Here is a 15,452-nt window from a genome sequence, read left to right as displayed (position 1 = left end):
GTTCTGGCAGCTTCATGATACCATCTGTGCGATCGACGGCTGGGTGAAAAATCAGCCAGTAACTTTGGCTCCAGTTGCCCGGCCGATCGCAGCCCAATAAGACGCAGCTTTAAGGAGCTCAAGTTTGGACCTTCAACTTTCCAGCCGAGTACAGGCGATCAAGCCTTCCCCAACCCTCGCAGTTACCAATAAAGCCGCTGAACTCCGTGCGGCCGGCCAGGACATTATTGGCCTCGGTGCTGGCGAGCCTGACTTCGACACCCCCGATCACATCAAACAGGCGGCTATCGACGCCATCAACAACGGCCAGACCAAGTACACCGCCGTGGATGGTACGCCCGCACTGAAGAAAGCGATTATTGCGAAGTTCAAACGGGACAACGGCCTGGAATACGAAGCCAACCAGATACTGGTAAGCAGTGGTGGCAAACAGAGCTTTTTCAACCTCGCTCTGGCAACATTGAACGAAGGTGACGAGGCCATCATTCCCGCGCCCTACTGGGTTTCCTACCCGGATATGGTATTGGTGGCCGAAGGCAAGCCGGTGATCATCGAAACCACCGCAGAGACCCGCTTCAAGATCACTCCGGATCAGTTGGAAAGCGCCATTACCGAGCGCACCCGTCTGTTCGTGATCAACAGCCCGTCCAACCCCAGCGGCATGGCATACACCATCGAAGAGCTGCAGGCCATTGGTGAGGTGCTGAAGAAGCACCCGAACATCATGATTGCCACCGACGACATGTACGAGCCGATCCTGTGGACTGGCAAGCCGTTCTGCAACATCCTGAACGCCTGCCCGGAGCTGTATGACCGCACCTTCGTACTGAACGGTGTCTCCAAGGCCTACTCCATGACTGGCTGGCGCATCGGCTATGCCGCTGGCCCGGCAAAAATCATCGGTGCCATGAAGAAGATCCAGTCCCAGAGCACCTCGAACCCCTGCTCTATCTCCCAGGCCGCCGCAACAGCCGCTCTGGATGGAGATCAGGCGTGCGTGGGCGAGATGGTCAAGGCTTTCAGGGAACGCCACGACTGGCTGGTAGCGGCCCTGAACAAGCTGCCTGGTGTGGACTGCCTGAACGGCGACGGCACGTTTTATGTCTTCCCGAGCTTCCAGGGTGCAATCGATGCCACTGACGGCGTGAGCACCGATGTGGAATTCGCCGAGAAGCTGCTGACCGAGGCCGGCGTGGCTCTGGTTCCGGGCTCTGCGTTTGGCTGCCCGGGGCACATGCGGCTGAGCTTTGCCACCAGCATGGATAACCTGCAGAAGGCGGTCGAGCGTTTGCAGAAGGCTCTTGGCTAAAATTTTGAGCTGAGGGGTTGACGGGGCGGTATGGCCAACATAATATACGCGCCTCGTCACACGACGACGTTCCCCGATAGCTCAGTTGGTAGAGCAACGGACTGTTAATCCGTTTGTCGCTGGTTCGAGCCCAGCTCGGGGAGCCACTATTTCGAAAGCCCGCTAGTTCTCTGAATTAGCGGGCTTTTTTCGTTAGACCTCGTATTCGTATAATCGCCCGCCGGCTTGGTGGCTTATCAGTCTCCTGCCCTAACCTGCATGTCCCGGTGGAGCGGCAGGGTGGAATAGCCTTTCCAAAAAACGCTACGAGCACATCCATGTGCGCTTCTCTCCGGCCATCCATGGCCTCCGAAATTTTTGGAAAGGCTATTCCACCCTACCATTCAGGGCGCACAAGTATAGGAAATTGGAAATCAGGCATCTCGGAACTGGAAAAGGCTATGGATTACCCATCAACACTGAAAGAAATCCAGAACGCTGCTTTAGCTTTCCAAGACTACACCTCCATTCGCCTGGTGGGCACGGACGGGTGTCGCTCCCGAAAATGTCGGAGGCCATGGATGGCCGGAGAGAAGCGCACATGGATGTGCTTGTAGCGGTTTTCGGGAGCGACACCCGTCCGTGCCCTACCCGCCAAACCGGAAAGCTAGGGACAGGACCCGAAACGGGGGAGAAACCTAGACCGCTACGACCTCAGCGTGAATGGATTCCAAAGCAGCCAAGGGGTCCGGCGCCTGGGTGATGGGCCGGCCGATGACGAGGTAGTCGGAACCCGCCTTGAGAGCATCAACCGGGGTCATAATGCGTTGCTGGTCGCCTTTGTCGGCGGTCAGCGGCCGGATTCCCGGCGTGATCAGTTGGAAGTCACTGCCCTGCTCCGCTTTCAGACGCGAGGCTTCCTGAGCGGAGCAGACGACGCCATCCAGGCCGCTGTTTTTGGTCAGGGTTGCCAGACGGGAAACATGGGCTTCTGCCGAACTGGTTATACCGATACCAGCAAGGTCCTCGTCAGACATGCTTGTCAACACGGTAACCGCGATCAGGAGCGGGCGGTCATTGCCGAACGCTTCCAGGCGTTCACGGCAGGCCACCATCATCTTCTCGCCGCCTGAGGCATGCACATTCACCATCCACACGCCCAGTTCCGCCGCTGCGGCCACGGCGGCCGAGGTGGTATTAGGGATATCGTGAAATTTCAGATCCAGGAAAATATCAAACCCGCGACTCTGGAGCGCTTTTACCAGATCCGGGCCTGAGCGCGTAAACAGTTCCTTGCCCACTTTCAGGCGGCATTTTGCCGGATCAAGCCGATCTGCCAGGGCCAAGGCGGGATTCTGGGAAGGAAAGTCGAGCGCGACGATGATTTTCGGGTCGTTCAGGTTTTGCACGTTCAGGTTCCTGGGTAGAAAGGTAATCGGGATGGGTCAAAGCGAGGTTATTCCGCCTCTACGCCCTGAATGGGACGCACGGTTTCCCACTGTTTGCAGCTTGGGCACAGCCAGTGTAACTGTTGGCCGGAGAATCCGCAGCTTACGCAACGGTAGACCGGGCGGTTGGCGAGAATCAGGTGCCCTATTCTGCTGACAAGGCGCCCTTCATCGGTGGTCATGCCTTTTTCATAGCCCGCCATCTCCACCAACCGCAAAAGCCCTCGCACGGAGGGCCTGGTCTCCAGCTCCATGCGCAGTAGATCAATGGCCGCCGGCCGGCCGGAGGAACGCTCAACTGACTCCACCAGGGCCAGCAGCAGGCTGGTACTGGGATACTGCTCATAGAGCTTACGAAGCTTTTTATAAAGGCGTGAAACATCACCATGCTCACGCTCCAGCTTCATCAATCGGTCTATCGCTTCCGGACCGAACTCCGGATTCTGGTCGAAAATTTTCAGGGACTGGTTTGCCGCCTCCCGAAAATTGCCCTGCCGAATCTGGAGCTTCATCAGCAGCAGGGTTGCCCGCACACAGGAGCGGTCGTAATCCAGCGCTTCTTTCGCCAGCTTCTGCGCTGTCCAGCGGTCGTCGTTACGGCTCAGGGCGCCATCAGACAATTCGCAGGTAATGTAGGCCAGCGCCTTGAAGGTAGCAGGATCCGCATCACCACGAGTGAGGGTTTTTGCGACCTGGGCCGCCTTCTCCCACTCTCTCTCCTGCTGATAGAGCTCGATCAACGCAATGGCTGAGCGGCGCCCGTACTCGCGATCGCCCATCAACTGGTGAAACAATGCTTCGGCCCGGTCGAGCAATCCGGCATTCAGATAGTCCATTGCCAGTTCCTGGGTAACCTGGGGCGAATAACGGGCCGGGAGCTCAGGCCTGGCAAGAAGATTCTGGTGAATCAGAATGGCGCGGTCTGTCTCTCCCTTGTTCCGGAAATGGCTGCCAATGGAGAGATGCAAGCTGACGGTGTCTTTGTTGACGGCAAGGGATTGAACGAAGTTCTCGACGGCCTGATCAGAGTAGTTGGTAAAGAGAAACTGCAGACGGTCCCGAACGGAATCCTCGTCCATAATGGCTCGGGAGGCGCGGCCAGAGCGGTTTCCGTATCGACCTACAGCCCAGCCAGCGGCAACGGCCGCCGTCAGAAGCAGCCACTGAAACAGCATGTCCATCAAAGTGCCCGGTCGTTTTGTGCCCTGGATTTTTCGAGTGCGTGCTCTGTCCGCTCAAGACGCTTCTGCAGATGACGGCGCGATACAGACGTCCGGACGGTAGCCATGGTAGTCACAAGCACCCCAACCAGTGCACCAATCACAAACGCCATGATGATCCAGACAGCAACGCCATGGGGCTGGGTTTCGAACAACAGGAAGTTGAGCGAGACCGCCATCTGATTATTCAGGGAAAACACCAGCGCCAGAAGAATCAGAACCAGAACCAGCAAGGTAATTAGGATCTTCCGCAGTCCTGCCATGTCTTAAGCGCTCCCAACGGGTCAGATGCCCGGTATGTGAGGTTTCGTGTGTTAATTGCCTTCTCGGGGCCTCAGAAACCTTTTTTCATGCTGTCGTTGACCTGCTCTCGCAGCTCTTTGCCGGGCTTGAAGTGCGGCACAAACTTGGCTGGCAGTTGCACGGCGTCTCCGGTTTTCGGGTTACGTCCGGTGCGGGCAGCCCGATGATGCAGGGAAAAACTGCCAAATCCACGGATCTCAATTCGCTGGCCGTCGGCAAGGGACTGAGACATATGCTCGATGATGCTTTTCACCGCGAGCTCAACATCCTTTACGGAGAGCTGAGTCTGCTTCGAAGCGATCAGTTCAACCAGTTCGGACTTCGTCATGAGGCTTTTCCCTCTGTCGTTATTATTCCGCAGCAAATTACCGGGTTCCAATGCCTCTAGTTTAGCCAAACCAGAAAAAAACACAAAAAAAACGGGCTCTTAGAGCCCGTTTTTTTGACACCAACCGGAAACTTAGTCCTTGTTAGCGTTCTGTTGCTGCATCTGCTCCTTGATCAGGTCACCAATGGTGGTGGCACCTGAGGATTCTGCAGCCTTACTGCGTACGTTTTCCAGGGCCTGCTTGTCGTCCTCAACGTCTTTGGACTTGACAGACAGGTTGATCACGCGGTTTTTGCGATCGATGCTGATGATCTTCGCTTCAACTTCTTCGCCTTCCTTCAGAACGTTACGCGCGTCTTCTACGCGGTCACGGCTGATTTCAGAGGCTTTCAGTACCGCTTCAACTTCTTCGTTCAGGGCAATGGTGGCGCCTTTGGCGTCAACCGCAGATACGGTGCCCTTAACGATGGAGCCCTTGTCGTTCAGCTGAACGAACTCGGCAAACGGATCGCTTTCCAGCTGTTTGATGCCCAGGGAGATGCGCTCGCGCTCTGGATCAACAGACAGGATAACGGTTTCAACTTCGTCGCCCTTCTTGTATTCGCGAACGGCTTCTTCGCCAGTCTCGTTCCAGCTGATGTCAGACAGGTGAACCAGACCATCGATGCCACCGTCCAGGCCGATGAAGATACCGAAGTCCGTGATGGACTTGATCTTGCCGGAGATACGGTCGCCCTTATTGAAGTTGCTGGAGAAATCTTCCCACGGGTTGGCAACGCACTGCTTGATGCCCAGAGAGATACGACGACGCTCTTCGTCGATATCCAGGATCATCACTTCTACTTCGTCACCTACCTGAACAACCTTGGACGGATGGATGTTCTTGTTGGTCCAATCCATTTCGGATACGTGGACCAGACCTTCAACACCCTCTTCCAGCTCGGCAAAACAGCCGTAGTCGGTCAGGTTGGTTACGCGAGCAGTAACCTTGGAACCTTCCGGGTAACGACCTTTGATGTCGACCCAGGGATCTTCGCCCAGCTGCTTCAGACCCAGAGACACACGGTTGCGCTCACGGTCAAACTTCAGGACTTTAACATTGATTTCGTCGCCCACATTCACGATCTCGCTCGGATGCTTGATGCGCTTCCAGGCCATATCAGTGATGTGCAGCAGGCCGTCAACACCGCCCAGGTCTACGAATGCACCGTAGTCGGTCAGGTTCTTGACGATACCCTTGATTTCCAGACCTTCGGTCAGGGTTTCCAGCAGAGCTTCACGCTGCTCGCTGTTTTCAGCTTCCAGAACGGCGCGGCGGGAAACAACCACGTTGTTACGCTTCTGGTCCAGCTTGATAACCTTGAATTCAAGCTCTTTGTTCTCCAGGTGCGCAGTGTCGCGAACCGGACGAACGTCTACCAGGGAACCCGGCAGGAAGGCACGGATGCCGGCCAGATCAACAGTGAAACCACCTTTGACCTTGCCATTGATAATACCCTTGACCACTTCTTCAGCTTCGAAGGACTTCTCGAGAACCTTCCACGCTTCAGCGCGCTTGGCCTTTTCACGGGACAGACGGGTTTCACCGAAACCGTCTTCAACTGCATCGAGAGCCACATCGACAACATCGCCGACAGCTACTTCCAACTCGCCTTTTTCGTTCAGGAACTGGGAGGCGGGGATAACGCCTTCGGACTTCAGTCCGGCGTTAACGGTGACCCAGTCGTTGTCGACGTCAACTACGGTTCCCTGGACGATGGAACCTGGTTGCATGTCAATTTCTTTTAGACTTTCTTCAAAAAGATCCGCAAAGCTCTCGCTCATTATGTGCCCTATATGATCAACGCAAGTGTGCTCCGTGTCACCAGCAACACGGTCTGTTAACGATGCCCGGAATCAGCCAGCGGCTGGCAGAGTACGCTGTTCCGGCATTTCAACGACAAAAAGGTGTAGTCAGGCCTGACCTGCTGCGGCCATACACCTGTCTAACACCTCTTCGATACTCAAACCCGTAGAATCAATGACTTGCGCATCATCTGCAGGCTTGAGGGGGGCCGCAGAACGGTTCATATCCCGCTCGTCACGTACCCGTATCTCCTCTAAAAGTGCGTCAATGTTAACATCGACACCTGCTTCCTTCAACTGATTGTAGCGCCTGCGGGCCCGCTCCTCGGCACTGGCGGTCAGGAAGATTTTGACCGGTGCATCCGGAAAGACCACCGTACCCATATCGCGGCCATCGGCCACCAGCCCGGGCGCCACCCGGAAATCCCGCTGGCGCTGCAATAAGGCATCGCGCACTGGTTGCATGACGGCGACTTTTGACGCGTTATCACCGCAGGTCTCGGTGCGGATTTCGGAGGTAACATCTTCCCCGGCCAACAGAACCTTCGCAGGCTCACCAGGAGGCGTCGGCATGAACGCAACATCGAGCCCTGCGGCAACCCGAACCAGTGCCGGCTCGTCGTCCAGCGCAACCCCCTGGCGGGCAGCCGCCAGGGCCGTCAGCCGATACAAGGCACCACTGTCGAGCAGATGCCAGCCCAGTTTGCGGGCCAACATCTGGGTAACGGTACCCTTGCCAGAACCGCCAGGGCCGTCAACCGTAATTACCGGTGCCTTGCTATCACTCATCAATCACTACCTTCTGCGTTAATTCGAATACCTGTCTGCAATGCCAGATCAACAAAACCCGGGAACGATGTGGCGACGTTGGCGCAATCGTTGATCCGGATAGGTCCGGTTGCGCGCAATGATGCCACCGCAAACGACATGGAAATGCGATGATCACCATGGCTTTCCACGGTACCGCCGCCTATTTCCTGGCCGCCATCTATAATGATGCCGTCGGGTGTCACGGTGGTCTCCACACCCAGAGCCGCGAGACCGTCCGCCATCACCTGGATACGATCACTCTCTTTCACCCGAAGTTCCTCGGCGCCGCGCAATACCGTGCGCCCTTCGGCACAAGTTGCAGCGATAAACAATACCGGGAACTCGTCGATAGCCAGCGGCACCTGCTCTTCCGGAATGTCGATGCCCTCCAAGCGGGCTGACTGTACCCGAAGATCGGCTACCGGCTCTCCACCGATGACCTTCTCATTGAACAATTCAATGTTGGCACCCATCTGTTTCAGGATATTGATTACACCTACACGGGTGGGGTTCATGCCAACGTGGCGAAGCGTCAGGTCAGAATCTTCGGCAATACTGGCCGCCACCAGGAAAAACGCGGCCGAGGAAATATCAGCCGGCACATCAATGGCGCAAGCAGACAGTTTGCCTCCACCGGTGACACTGGCAGTCGCACCATCGCGGTGAACGTGGTAACCGAAACCCTCCAGCATGCGCTCGGTATGATCCCGGGTTGGCGCCGGCTCAGTCACCGAGGTAACACCCTCAGCGTAGAGTCCCGCCAGCAGCAGACAGGATTTCACCTGGGCACTGGCCACCGGCATTTCGTAATGAATGCCAGTGAGTGCATGTCCACCCCGAATCTTCAACGGCGGCCGACCACCCTCACCGGTGTCGATGACCGCTCCCATGGCACGCAGTGGATCTGCCACGCGCCCCATAGGCCGCTTCGACAAACTGGCATCGCCCGTGAGCTCAGAATCGAAGGGCTGAGCGGCCAGCAATCCGGCAAACAGGCGCATGGCCGTACCCGAGTTACCCAGATACAACGGGCCACGGGGCGCCTGCAGGCCTTTCATACCGACGCCGTGAATGCGCACGAAGCCGTCATCCGGACCTTCGATGGTGACGCCCATATCCCGGAACGCCTGCAGGGTGGCAAGACTGTCCTCCCCCTCCAGGAAGCCCTTCACTTCGGTTGTCCCCTCAGCCAGGGCACCGAGCATGATGGAACGGTGAGACATGGACTTGTCGCCCGGAACCCGGATGTCACCTCTCACGGTGCCGCCCGGCTGCATTTGGAAAGTCACCTGTTTATCGCTGTTGTTAGTCACGTACGCCTGTCCTGAAAGCATTTTGGAAAAATGTTCCCGCGCCGCCTTGGCACGGCTGAAAACCCTGAGCAACGTGGCACCATCGCCACAGGCAATGGCAGCGCGGAGTTGATCCAGATCTTCGGTAAAGTGGTCTATTACCCGGAGTACGGCATCCCGATTGGAGAGAAAAATGTCGTGCCACATCACCGGATCGCTTGCGGCAATCCGGGTAAAATCACGGAACCCACCTGCGGCATAGCGGAAGATATCCATATTCTCATCTTCGCCCGCCAGAGTGTCTACCAGCGAAAAAGCGATCAGGTGGGGTAAATGGCTGGTGGCCGCGAGCACCTCATCGTGATACCCCACCGACATGGTAAGCACGGTCGCACCGGCACCTTCCCAGACGGTCCGCAAACGCTTCAGGCCGTCCTGATCGGTATTTTGCGCCGGCGTCAGGATTACCTTGTGATGGGCAAAGAGATCGGGCCGGGCCGCACGAATACCGCTCTTCTCGGAACCGGCGATGGGATGGCCCGGTATCACCCAGGGTGGCAGTTCTCCGAATACCGCCTCCACATCGGCAACAAAACTGGACTTGGTACTGCCCACATCAGAGAGAATGGCGCCCTCTTCGATGACGGGCCGAATTTGTTCCAGCACCGCACGGGTGGCCCGCACCGGAACGGCCAACACCACCAGATCACTGCCCTTTACGGCCTGCTCGATGGAATCCGCAGCCTCGTCTATTACACCCAGTTCAACGCCGAGAGCCAGTTCATCCTGACGGGTATCAAAACCGGTCACCATTCCCGCAAGCTGTTGCGTGCGTATGGCGCTGGCCAGAGAACCGCCAATCAGCCCCAGGCCGATAACGGCAACCCGACGAAAAGGCGCACTGGGAACTGTCACTTCATGCCCCCAGCCCTGCTGACGCCAATGCCTCAGCCAGCGCATCAAGAAAACGTTCATTTTCTTGCGGAAGGCCGACCGATACACGCAGGTGCCGGGGCATGCCATAACCAGCGACGGGCCGAACAATCACGCCATGTGCCAACAAGGCCTGATAGATACCGGCGGCTGGCTCACCCACTTCCACGGCAATGAAGTTGCCTGCCGAAGGGATGTAGGAAAGCCCCATGCGATCGAAGCCTTCCGCCAGTTGTTGCAGGCCGGCCTCGTTCACCTCCCGGGATTTCTGCAGATAGGCCTCATCCTCGAGAACTGCTGTGGCCGCCGCCAGGGCAACGGTATCGACATTGAATGGCTGGCGAACCCGGTTCAGGATGTCAGCAATGGCCGGAGAACTGATGCTGTAGCCCACTCGCAACGCTGCAAGCCCCCACGCCTTGGAAAAGGTGCGGCAGACAATCAGGTTCGGGTATTTGTCCAGCAGTCGAATACCATCCGGGTACTCGTCACCAACAAGGTATTCGCAGTAGGCCTCATCCAGAACAACCAAAACCTGTTCAGGGATACGATCCAGAAACGCTTCAATCGCATCGGCGGTGTGCACGGTACCGGTGGGATTATTCGGATTAGCAACAAACACCAGCTTGGTGCGCTCGGTCACCGCGTCGGCCATGGCATCCAGATCATGCCCCCAGTCTTTTGCAGGCACCGCCACACCTCGGGCGCCAATCGCCTGGGTTACCAGCGGGTATACTGCGAAGGCATACTGGGAAAACACCACTTCGCTATCAGAGTCGGCGAAACACCGGGCAATGACTTCCAGCACATCGTTGGAACCATTACCGAGGGTGATCTGGCTCATTTCCACGCCAAAGCGACGGGCCAGAGCCTGCTTCAGATCAAAGCCATTGCCGTCCGGGTACAGGCACATTTCATCGAGGGCATTTCGGGCGGCCGATAACGCTTTCTCACTCGGCCCAAGCGGGTTCTCATTGCTGGCCAGCTTGATGATCTCCGACGGATTCAATCCCAGCTCCCGGGCCAGTTCTTCAATCGGCTTGCCGGGCTGGTACGGAGACAGAGCCTGAACACCTTTTACCGCAAGACTCTGGTAATCCACTGACATTGAACTCTCCTCAGGATCGACATTTGAAATCAAAGTACGCCGATGGGATAGGACCCCAGGCGCTTCAGCTCCACGGCTTCTTCATCAATTTCAGTCAGTACCTTGCTGATCCTGTCATCCTGCATGTGACCTTCGAAATCAATGTAGAAAACATAAGCCCAGGTACCACTGGGCGAAGGCCGCGTTTCAATCCGTGTCAGGCTGATGCCGTGACGATGGAACGGCTCAAGCAGCTGGTACAAAGCGCCCGGCTTGTTGCGCATGGAGACCAGAATCGAGGACTTGTCCTGGCCACTGGCCGGCACCTCTTCCCGCCCAATGATCAGGAAGCGGGTGGTATTGTCCGGGCGATCCTCAATGCTGTTAGCCAGCTTTTCCAGACCGTACAGCTCCGCCGCCATATCTCCGGCAATCGCCGCCGCACCGGGCTCTTCAGCCGCGCGGCGCGCCGCCTCGGCATTGCTGGAAACGGTAATACGCTCAATACCGTAGCGATGTGTATCCAGCCACTGCCGGCACTGGGCGAACGACTGTTGATGGGAATAGATGCGGGTAATTTCCTCATCCTTGTGCTTCGGCGATACCAGCAGATGATGATGAATGCGAAGCTGCACCTCACCGCAGATTTTCAACGGCGAAGACATGAACATATCCAGGGTGTGATTGATCATACCCTCAGTGGAATTCTCCACCGGCACCACACCGTAATGCGCCGCACCGGATTCCACCTCGCGGAAGACCGCATCAATCGCAGGCAGCGGCACGCTGACGACAGAGTGGCCGAAGTGTTTGAGCGCCGCCGCCTGGGTGAAGGTGCCTACCGGGCCCAGGAAGGCAATATGCATGGGCTTTTCCAGCGCCAGGCAGGCCGACATGATCTCACGGAACAGCCGCGCCATCTCTTCAGCGGGCAAAGGCCCCGGGTTCTTTTCCTTGATCCGGCGCAACACCTGAGCTTCGCGCTCAGGCCGGTAAAAGAATACATCCTCACCGGGATTGGCCGCCATTTTGACATGGGCCACTTCCTGCGCACATTTCGCCCGGGCACTGATCAGCTCCATGATCTGCTGATCGAGGGCGTCGATCTCCTCCCTTAATTCCCCCAGGCGGGTCTTCTCATCCGTCATGATCAGCCCCGCTCCTTCGCAAATTCCGCCATGTAGTCGATCAGGGCGTCGACGCCTTCTTCGGGCATAGCGTTGTAGATGCTGGCACGCATACCACCAACGGAGCGATGCCCCTGGAGGTTGAGCAGATGCCGGGCTTCAGCGCCTTTAAGAAACTCGCCATTAAGCGCATCGTCGGCCAGTGTAAACGGCACGTTCATCCAGGAGCGGAAGCGTGGCTCAATGGGGTTGGCGTAGAAATCATTGGCATCGATAAAACCATACAGTTTCTTCGCTTTCCGGGCGTTCATCTCACCCATGGCCTGGACACCGCCCTGCTCTTTCAGCCACTTGAACACCAGCCCGGACAGGTACCAGGAATAGGTCGCCGGGGTGTTGTACATGGAGCCGTTATCGGCAATGACCTGATAATTCATCATGGTCGGTGTCTCTTTCCGGGCCTTACCCAGGAGATCCTTACGGATAATTACCACCACCAGGCCCGAGGGGCCGATGTTCTTCTGGGCACCGGCATAGATCAGGCCGAATTTGCTGATATCCAGCGGCCGGGACAGCATAGTGGAAGACATATCCGCCACCAGCGGTACATCGCCGCTGTCTGGAATAAAGTCGTATTCCAGACCACCAATGGTTTCATTCGGCGTGTAATGCAGGTAAGCGGCATCGGCGCTGGTATTCCAGCCGGACTGATCCGGAATGGTGGTAAACCCGCTGTCTTCAGAGCTGGCGACGACATTCACATTGCCGTAGCGCTTGGCTTCGGCAATGGCCTTTTTCGACCAGATACCGGTGTTCACATAATCGGCCGAGGTTTTGTCGCCAAGCAAATTCAGCGGAATGGTCGAAAACTGGCTGGAAGCTCCACCCTGCATGAAGAGTACGGCGTAATCATCTGAAATACCGGCCAATTCACGAAGATCCTTCTCAGCCGTTTCTGCGATGGCAACAAACTCATCGCTGCGATGGCTCATCTCCATCACTGACATGCCAGTGCCACGCCAATCGAGCATTTCGCTCTGGGCCTGCTTCAGCACAGTTTCCGGCAAGGTGGCCGGACCAGCACAGAAATTGAACGCCCTGCTCATTCTTCGGTTTCCTCGCCTTCCACTTCTTCTTCGTCATCGGATTCTGCAATCCGCTCCACGCCCACCAGGCGCTCATCTTCCTGGGCCAGACGGATCAGACGCACGCCCTGAGTATTCCGGCTCAGTACCGACACTTCATCGGTGCGGGTGCGCACCAGTGTGCCCTTGTCGGAGATCAGCATCATCTGGTCGCCATCAAACAGTTGCAGCGCAGTCACCAGATTACCGTTTCGCTCGGAGCACTGCATGGCGATAACGCCCTGACTGCCACGGCTGTAGGCCGGGAACTCATCAATGGCTGTGCGCTTGCCATAACCATGCTCACTGGCCGTCAGAATCACACCGCCTTCCTGCGGAATGATCAGGGACACGACATGGTGGCCTTCCGGCATCTTGATACCGCGGACACCACGAGCCGTCCTGCTCATCGGGCGAACCTGCTCTTCCTGGAAGCGCACCGCTTTACCGGCACTGGAAAACAGCATCACTTCGGCAGAACCATCGGTAATGGCGGCACCAATCAGGGTGTCACCCTCATCGAGATTCAGGGCAATCAGGCCACTGCTGCGCGGGCGCGAGAAGTTCGGCAGCGGTGTCTTCTTGACCACACCAGCCGAGGTGGCCATCAGCACAAACTGGTCTTCCGGGTAATCCCGCACCGGCAGGAAGGTGGTAATACGCTCTCCTTCGTCCAGCGGCAGGATGTTCACCATGGGCCGGCCACGGGACCCGCGGCTGCCACGGGGAATCTCGAATACCCGCAGCCAGTACACCTTACCCCTGTTGGAGAAGCACAGAATGGTGTCGTGGGAATTCGCCACCAGCAGCTTCTCGATAAAGTCTTCGTCCTTCATCGACGTTGCCGCTTTACCCCGGCCACCACGGCGCTGGGCCTGGTAATCCTCAACGGCCTGGGTCTTGGCATAGCCACTGTGGGAAATAGTCACCACCAGATCTTCTTCGTCGATCAGGTCTGCAATGGTCAGGTCGCGACGGGAGCTGGTGATCTCAGTGCGGCGCTCATCGCCATACTGGCTGACAATCTCTGCCAGTTCGTCACGAATCACCTGCATCAGACGCTCGGGGTCGCCCAGGATATCCAGCAGATCGGCAATCTTCTCCAGGATTTCCTTGTACTCGTTCTGGAGCTTTTCGGTTTCCAGACCGGTCAGGCGGTGCAGTCGCAGATCCAGAATCGCCTGGGCCTGCTCCGGCGACAGGTGGTACAGGCCGTCTCGCAGGCCATAGATCTCGGGCAGGTCGTCCGGACGACAAGCATCCTCACCGGCACGCTCCAGCATGGCCAGTACGTCACCAGGTGCCCAGCCCTTGTCCATCAGCTTTTCTTTCGCTTCTGCGGCGGAGGGCGACTGTTTGATCAACTCGATGATTTCATCAATGTTGGCAAGGGCAACGGTGAGACCTTCCAGAATATGACCCCGCTCACGAGCCTTGCGCAGCTCATAAATGGTGCGGCGGGTGACCACCTCCCGACGATGACGCACAAACGCATCGAGCATTTCTTTCAGGTTCAGGGTCTTGGGCTCGCCGTTGATCAGCGCCACCATGTTGATACCGAACACGGTTTCCAGCTGAGTCTGGGCGAACAGATTGTTGATGATCACATCCGGGTTCTCGCCCCGACGCAATTCGATCACAACCCGGATACCTTCCTTGTTCGATTCATCACGCAGCTCAGAGATACCTTCCAGGCGCTTTTCCTTCACCAGTTCCGCGATCTTCTCGATCAGACGGGCCTTGTTCAGCTGGTAAGGCAGCTCGGTGATGATGATGGATTCGCGGCCGGTCTTCTTGTCCTGCTCAATCTCGTGGCGGGCACGGATATAAATGCGGCCACGTCCTGTGCGGTAGGCTTCCACGATACCGGCACGGCCATTGATGATGCCCTGGGTGGGGAAGTCCGGGCCCGGTATGAATTCCATCAGCTCATCGACCGTGAGATCCGGGTTATCGATCAGTGCCAGGCAGCCGTTCACCACTTCCGTCAGGTTGTGGGGCGGAATATTGGTGGCCATACCCACGGCAATACCGGAGGAACCGTTTACCAGCAAATTGGGCACACGGGTCGGCAGAACTTCCGGGATACGCTCGGTGCCGTCGTAGTTATCAACGTAATCGACGGTTTCCTTGTCGAGATCCGCCAGCAGCGAATGGGCGATCTTCTCCATGCGGATTTCGGTGTAACGCATGGCGGCGGCATTGTCGCCGTCGATGGAACCGAAGTTACCCTGGCCGTCTACCAGCGGGTAGCGCAGGGAGAATGGCTGGGCCATTCGAACGATGGTGTCGTATACCGCAGAGTCACCGTGGGGGTGATATTTACCGATAACGTCACCCACCACACGGGCGGACTTCTTGTAGGCCTTGTTCCAGTCGTTACCCAACTCGGACATGGCGAACAGCACCCGGCGGTGTACCGGCTTCAGGCCGTCCCGGACATCGGGTAATGCCCGGCCAACGATAACGCTCATGGCGTAATCGAGGTAGGACTGTTTCAATTCGTCTTCAATATTGACCGGCAGGATCTCTTTGGCTAACTCACCCATCGAGAAAGGTTCCTTTGCGTTATCTGGAAGTCGTTCCGGGGCCGTTTCCGGGCCCCGTCTTTATTCTTCAACAAGCCGCCAAGCATACCACAGACCGC

The 15,452-nt window shown here is 57.1% G+C and carries 12 protein-coding genes and 1 tRNA gene; 2 read left to right on the top strand and 11 right to left on the bottom strand.

Annotation, left to right across the window (positions count from 1 at the left end):
• The first annotated feature begins 124 nt into the window (after positions 1–124).
• Together C7436_RS00230 and C7436_RS00225 are read left to right on the top strand one after the other, a co-directional pair.
• Entirely contained in the window at positions 125–1,309 is a 1,185-nt protein-coding gene (locus C7436_RS00230) for a pyridoxal phosphate-dependent aminotransferase (protein ID WP_121206312.1), read from the top strand.
• Between the two features lie 70 nt (positions 1,310–1,379).
• Positions 1,380–1,455: transfer RNA gene (locus C7436_RS00225), tRNA-Asn, on the top strand.
• A 531-nt stretch (positions 1,456–1,986) separates the two neighbouring features.
• Here the strand turns inward: C7436_RS00225 and pyrF are convergent.
• The 11 genes from pyrF to gyrA form a co-directional block, all read right to left on the bottom strand.
• Entirely contained in the window at positions 1,987–2,697 is a 711-nt protein-coding gene (gene pyrF, locus C7436_RS00220) for an orotidine-5'-phosphate decarboxylase (RefSeq protein WP_121206311.1), read from the bottom strand.
• A 47-nt stretch (positions 2,698–2,744) separates the two neighbouring features.
• Positions 2,745–3,917, bottom strand: coding sequence for a lipopolysaccharide assembly protein LapB (gene lapB, locus C7436_RS00215; RefSeq protein WP_014421819.1), 1,173 nt, complete (start codon positions 3,915–3,917; stop codon positions 2,745–2,747).
• The gene (locus tag C7436_RS00210) at positions 3,917–4,219 is read right to left on the bottom strand and encodes a LapA family protein (RefSeq protein ID WP_011784539.1); all 303 of its coding nucleotides are present in this window, start codon (positions 4,217–4,219) and stop codon (positions 3,917–3,919) included. The genes lapB and C7436_RS00210 overlap by 1 nt, the downstream gene beginning before the upstream one ends.
• Before the next feature lie 71 nt (positions 4,220–4,290).
• Positions 4,291–4,587, bottom strand: a complete 297-nt coding sequence (locus C7436_RS00205) for an integration host factor subunit beta (protein WP_011784538.1) — start codon at positions 4,585–4,587, stop codon at positions 4,291–4,293.
• Between the two features lie 132 nt (positions 4,588–4,719).
• Entirely contained in the window at positions 4,720–6,411 is a 1,692-nt protein-coding gene (gene rpsA / locus C7436_RS00200; protein ID WP_011784537.1) for a 30S ribosomal protein S1, read from the bottom strand.
• A 129-nt stretch (positions 6,412–6,540) separates the two neighbouring features.
• Positions 6,541–7,221, bottom strand: coding sequence for a (d)CMP kinase (cmk, locus tag C7436_RS00195; protein WP_023011099.1), 681 nt, complete (start codon positions 7,219–7,221; stop codon positions 6,541–6,543).
• Positions 7,221–9,449: a bifunctional prephenate dehydrogenase/3-phosphoshikimate 1-carboxyvinyltransferase gene (locus C7436_RS00190; protein WP_121207010.1), complete on the bottom strand. Its 2,229-nt coding sequence runs from the start codon at positions 9,447–9,449 to the stop codon at positions 7,221–7,223. The genes cmk and C7436_RS00190 overlap by 1 nt, the downstream gene beginning before the upstream one ends.
• 1 nt (position 9,450) lies before the next feature.
• Positions 9,451–10,575 carry a histidinol-phosphate transaminase gene (hisC, locus tag C7436_RS00185; protein WP_121206310.1) on the bottom strand — a complete coding sequence of 375 codons (1,125 nt, stop codon included), beginning with the start codon at positions 10,573–10,575 and terminating at the stop codon, positions 9,451–9,453.
• Between the two features lie 29 nt (positions 10,576–10,604).
• Positions 10,605–11,702 carry a prephenate dehydratase gene (gene pheA, locus C7436_RS00180; RefSeq protein ID WP_121206309.1) on the bottom strand — a complete coding sequence of 366 codons (1,098 nt, stop codon included), beginning with the start codon at positions 11,700–11,702 and terminating at the stop codon, positions 10,605–10,607.
• 2 nt (positions 11,703–11,704) lie between these two features.
• Positions 11,705–12,787: a 3-phosphoserine/phosphohydroxythreonine transaminase gene (gene serC / locus C7436_RS00175; protein WP_121206308.1), complete on the bottom strand. Its 1,083-nt coding sequence runs from the start codon at positions 12,785–12,787 to the stop codon at positions 11,705–11,707.
• Positions 12,784–15,354 carry a DNA gyrase subunit A gene (gene gyrA, locus C7436_RS00170; protein WP_121206307.1) on the bottom strand — a complete coding sequence of 857 codons (2,571 nt, stop codon included), beginning with the start codon at positions 15,352–15,354 and terminating at the stop codon, positions 12,784–12,786. Before gyrA ends, serC begins: the two co-directional genes overlap by 4 nt.
• Positions 15,355–15,452 lie beyond the last annotated feature (98 nt).

Source organism: Marinobacter nauticus (assembly GCF_003634635.1).
Classification (GTDB): Bacteria; Pseudomonadota; Gammaproteobacteria; order Pseudomonadales; family Oleiphilaceae; genus Marinobacter; species Marinobacter nauticus.
This window is presented reverse-complemented; position numbering and strand designations above follow the sequence as displayed.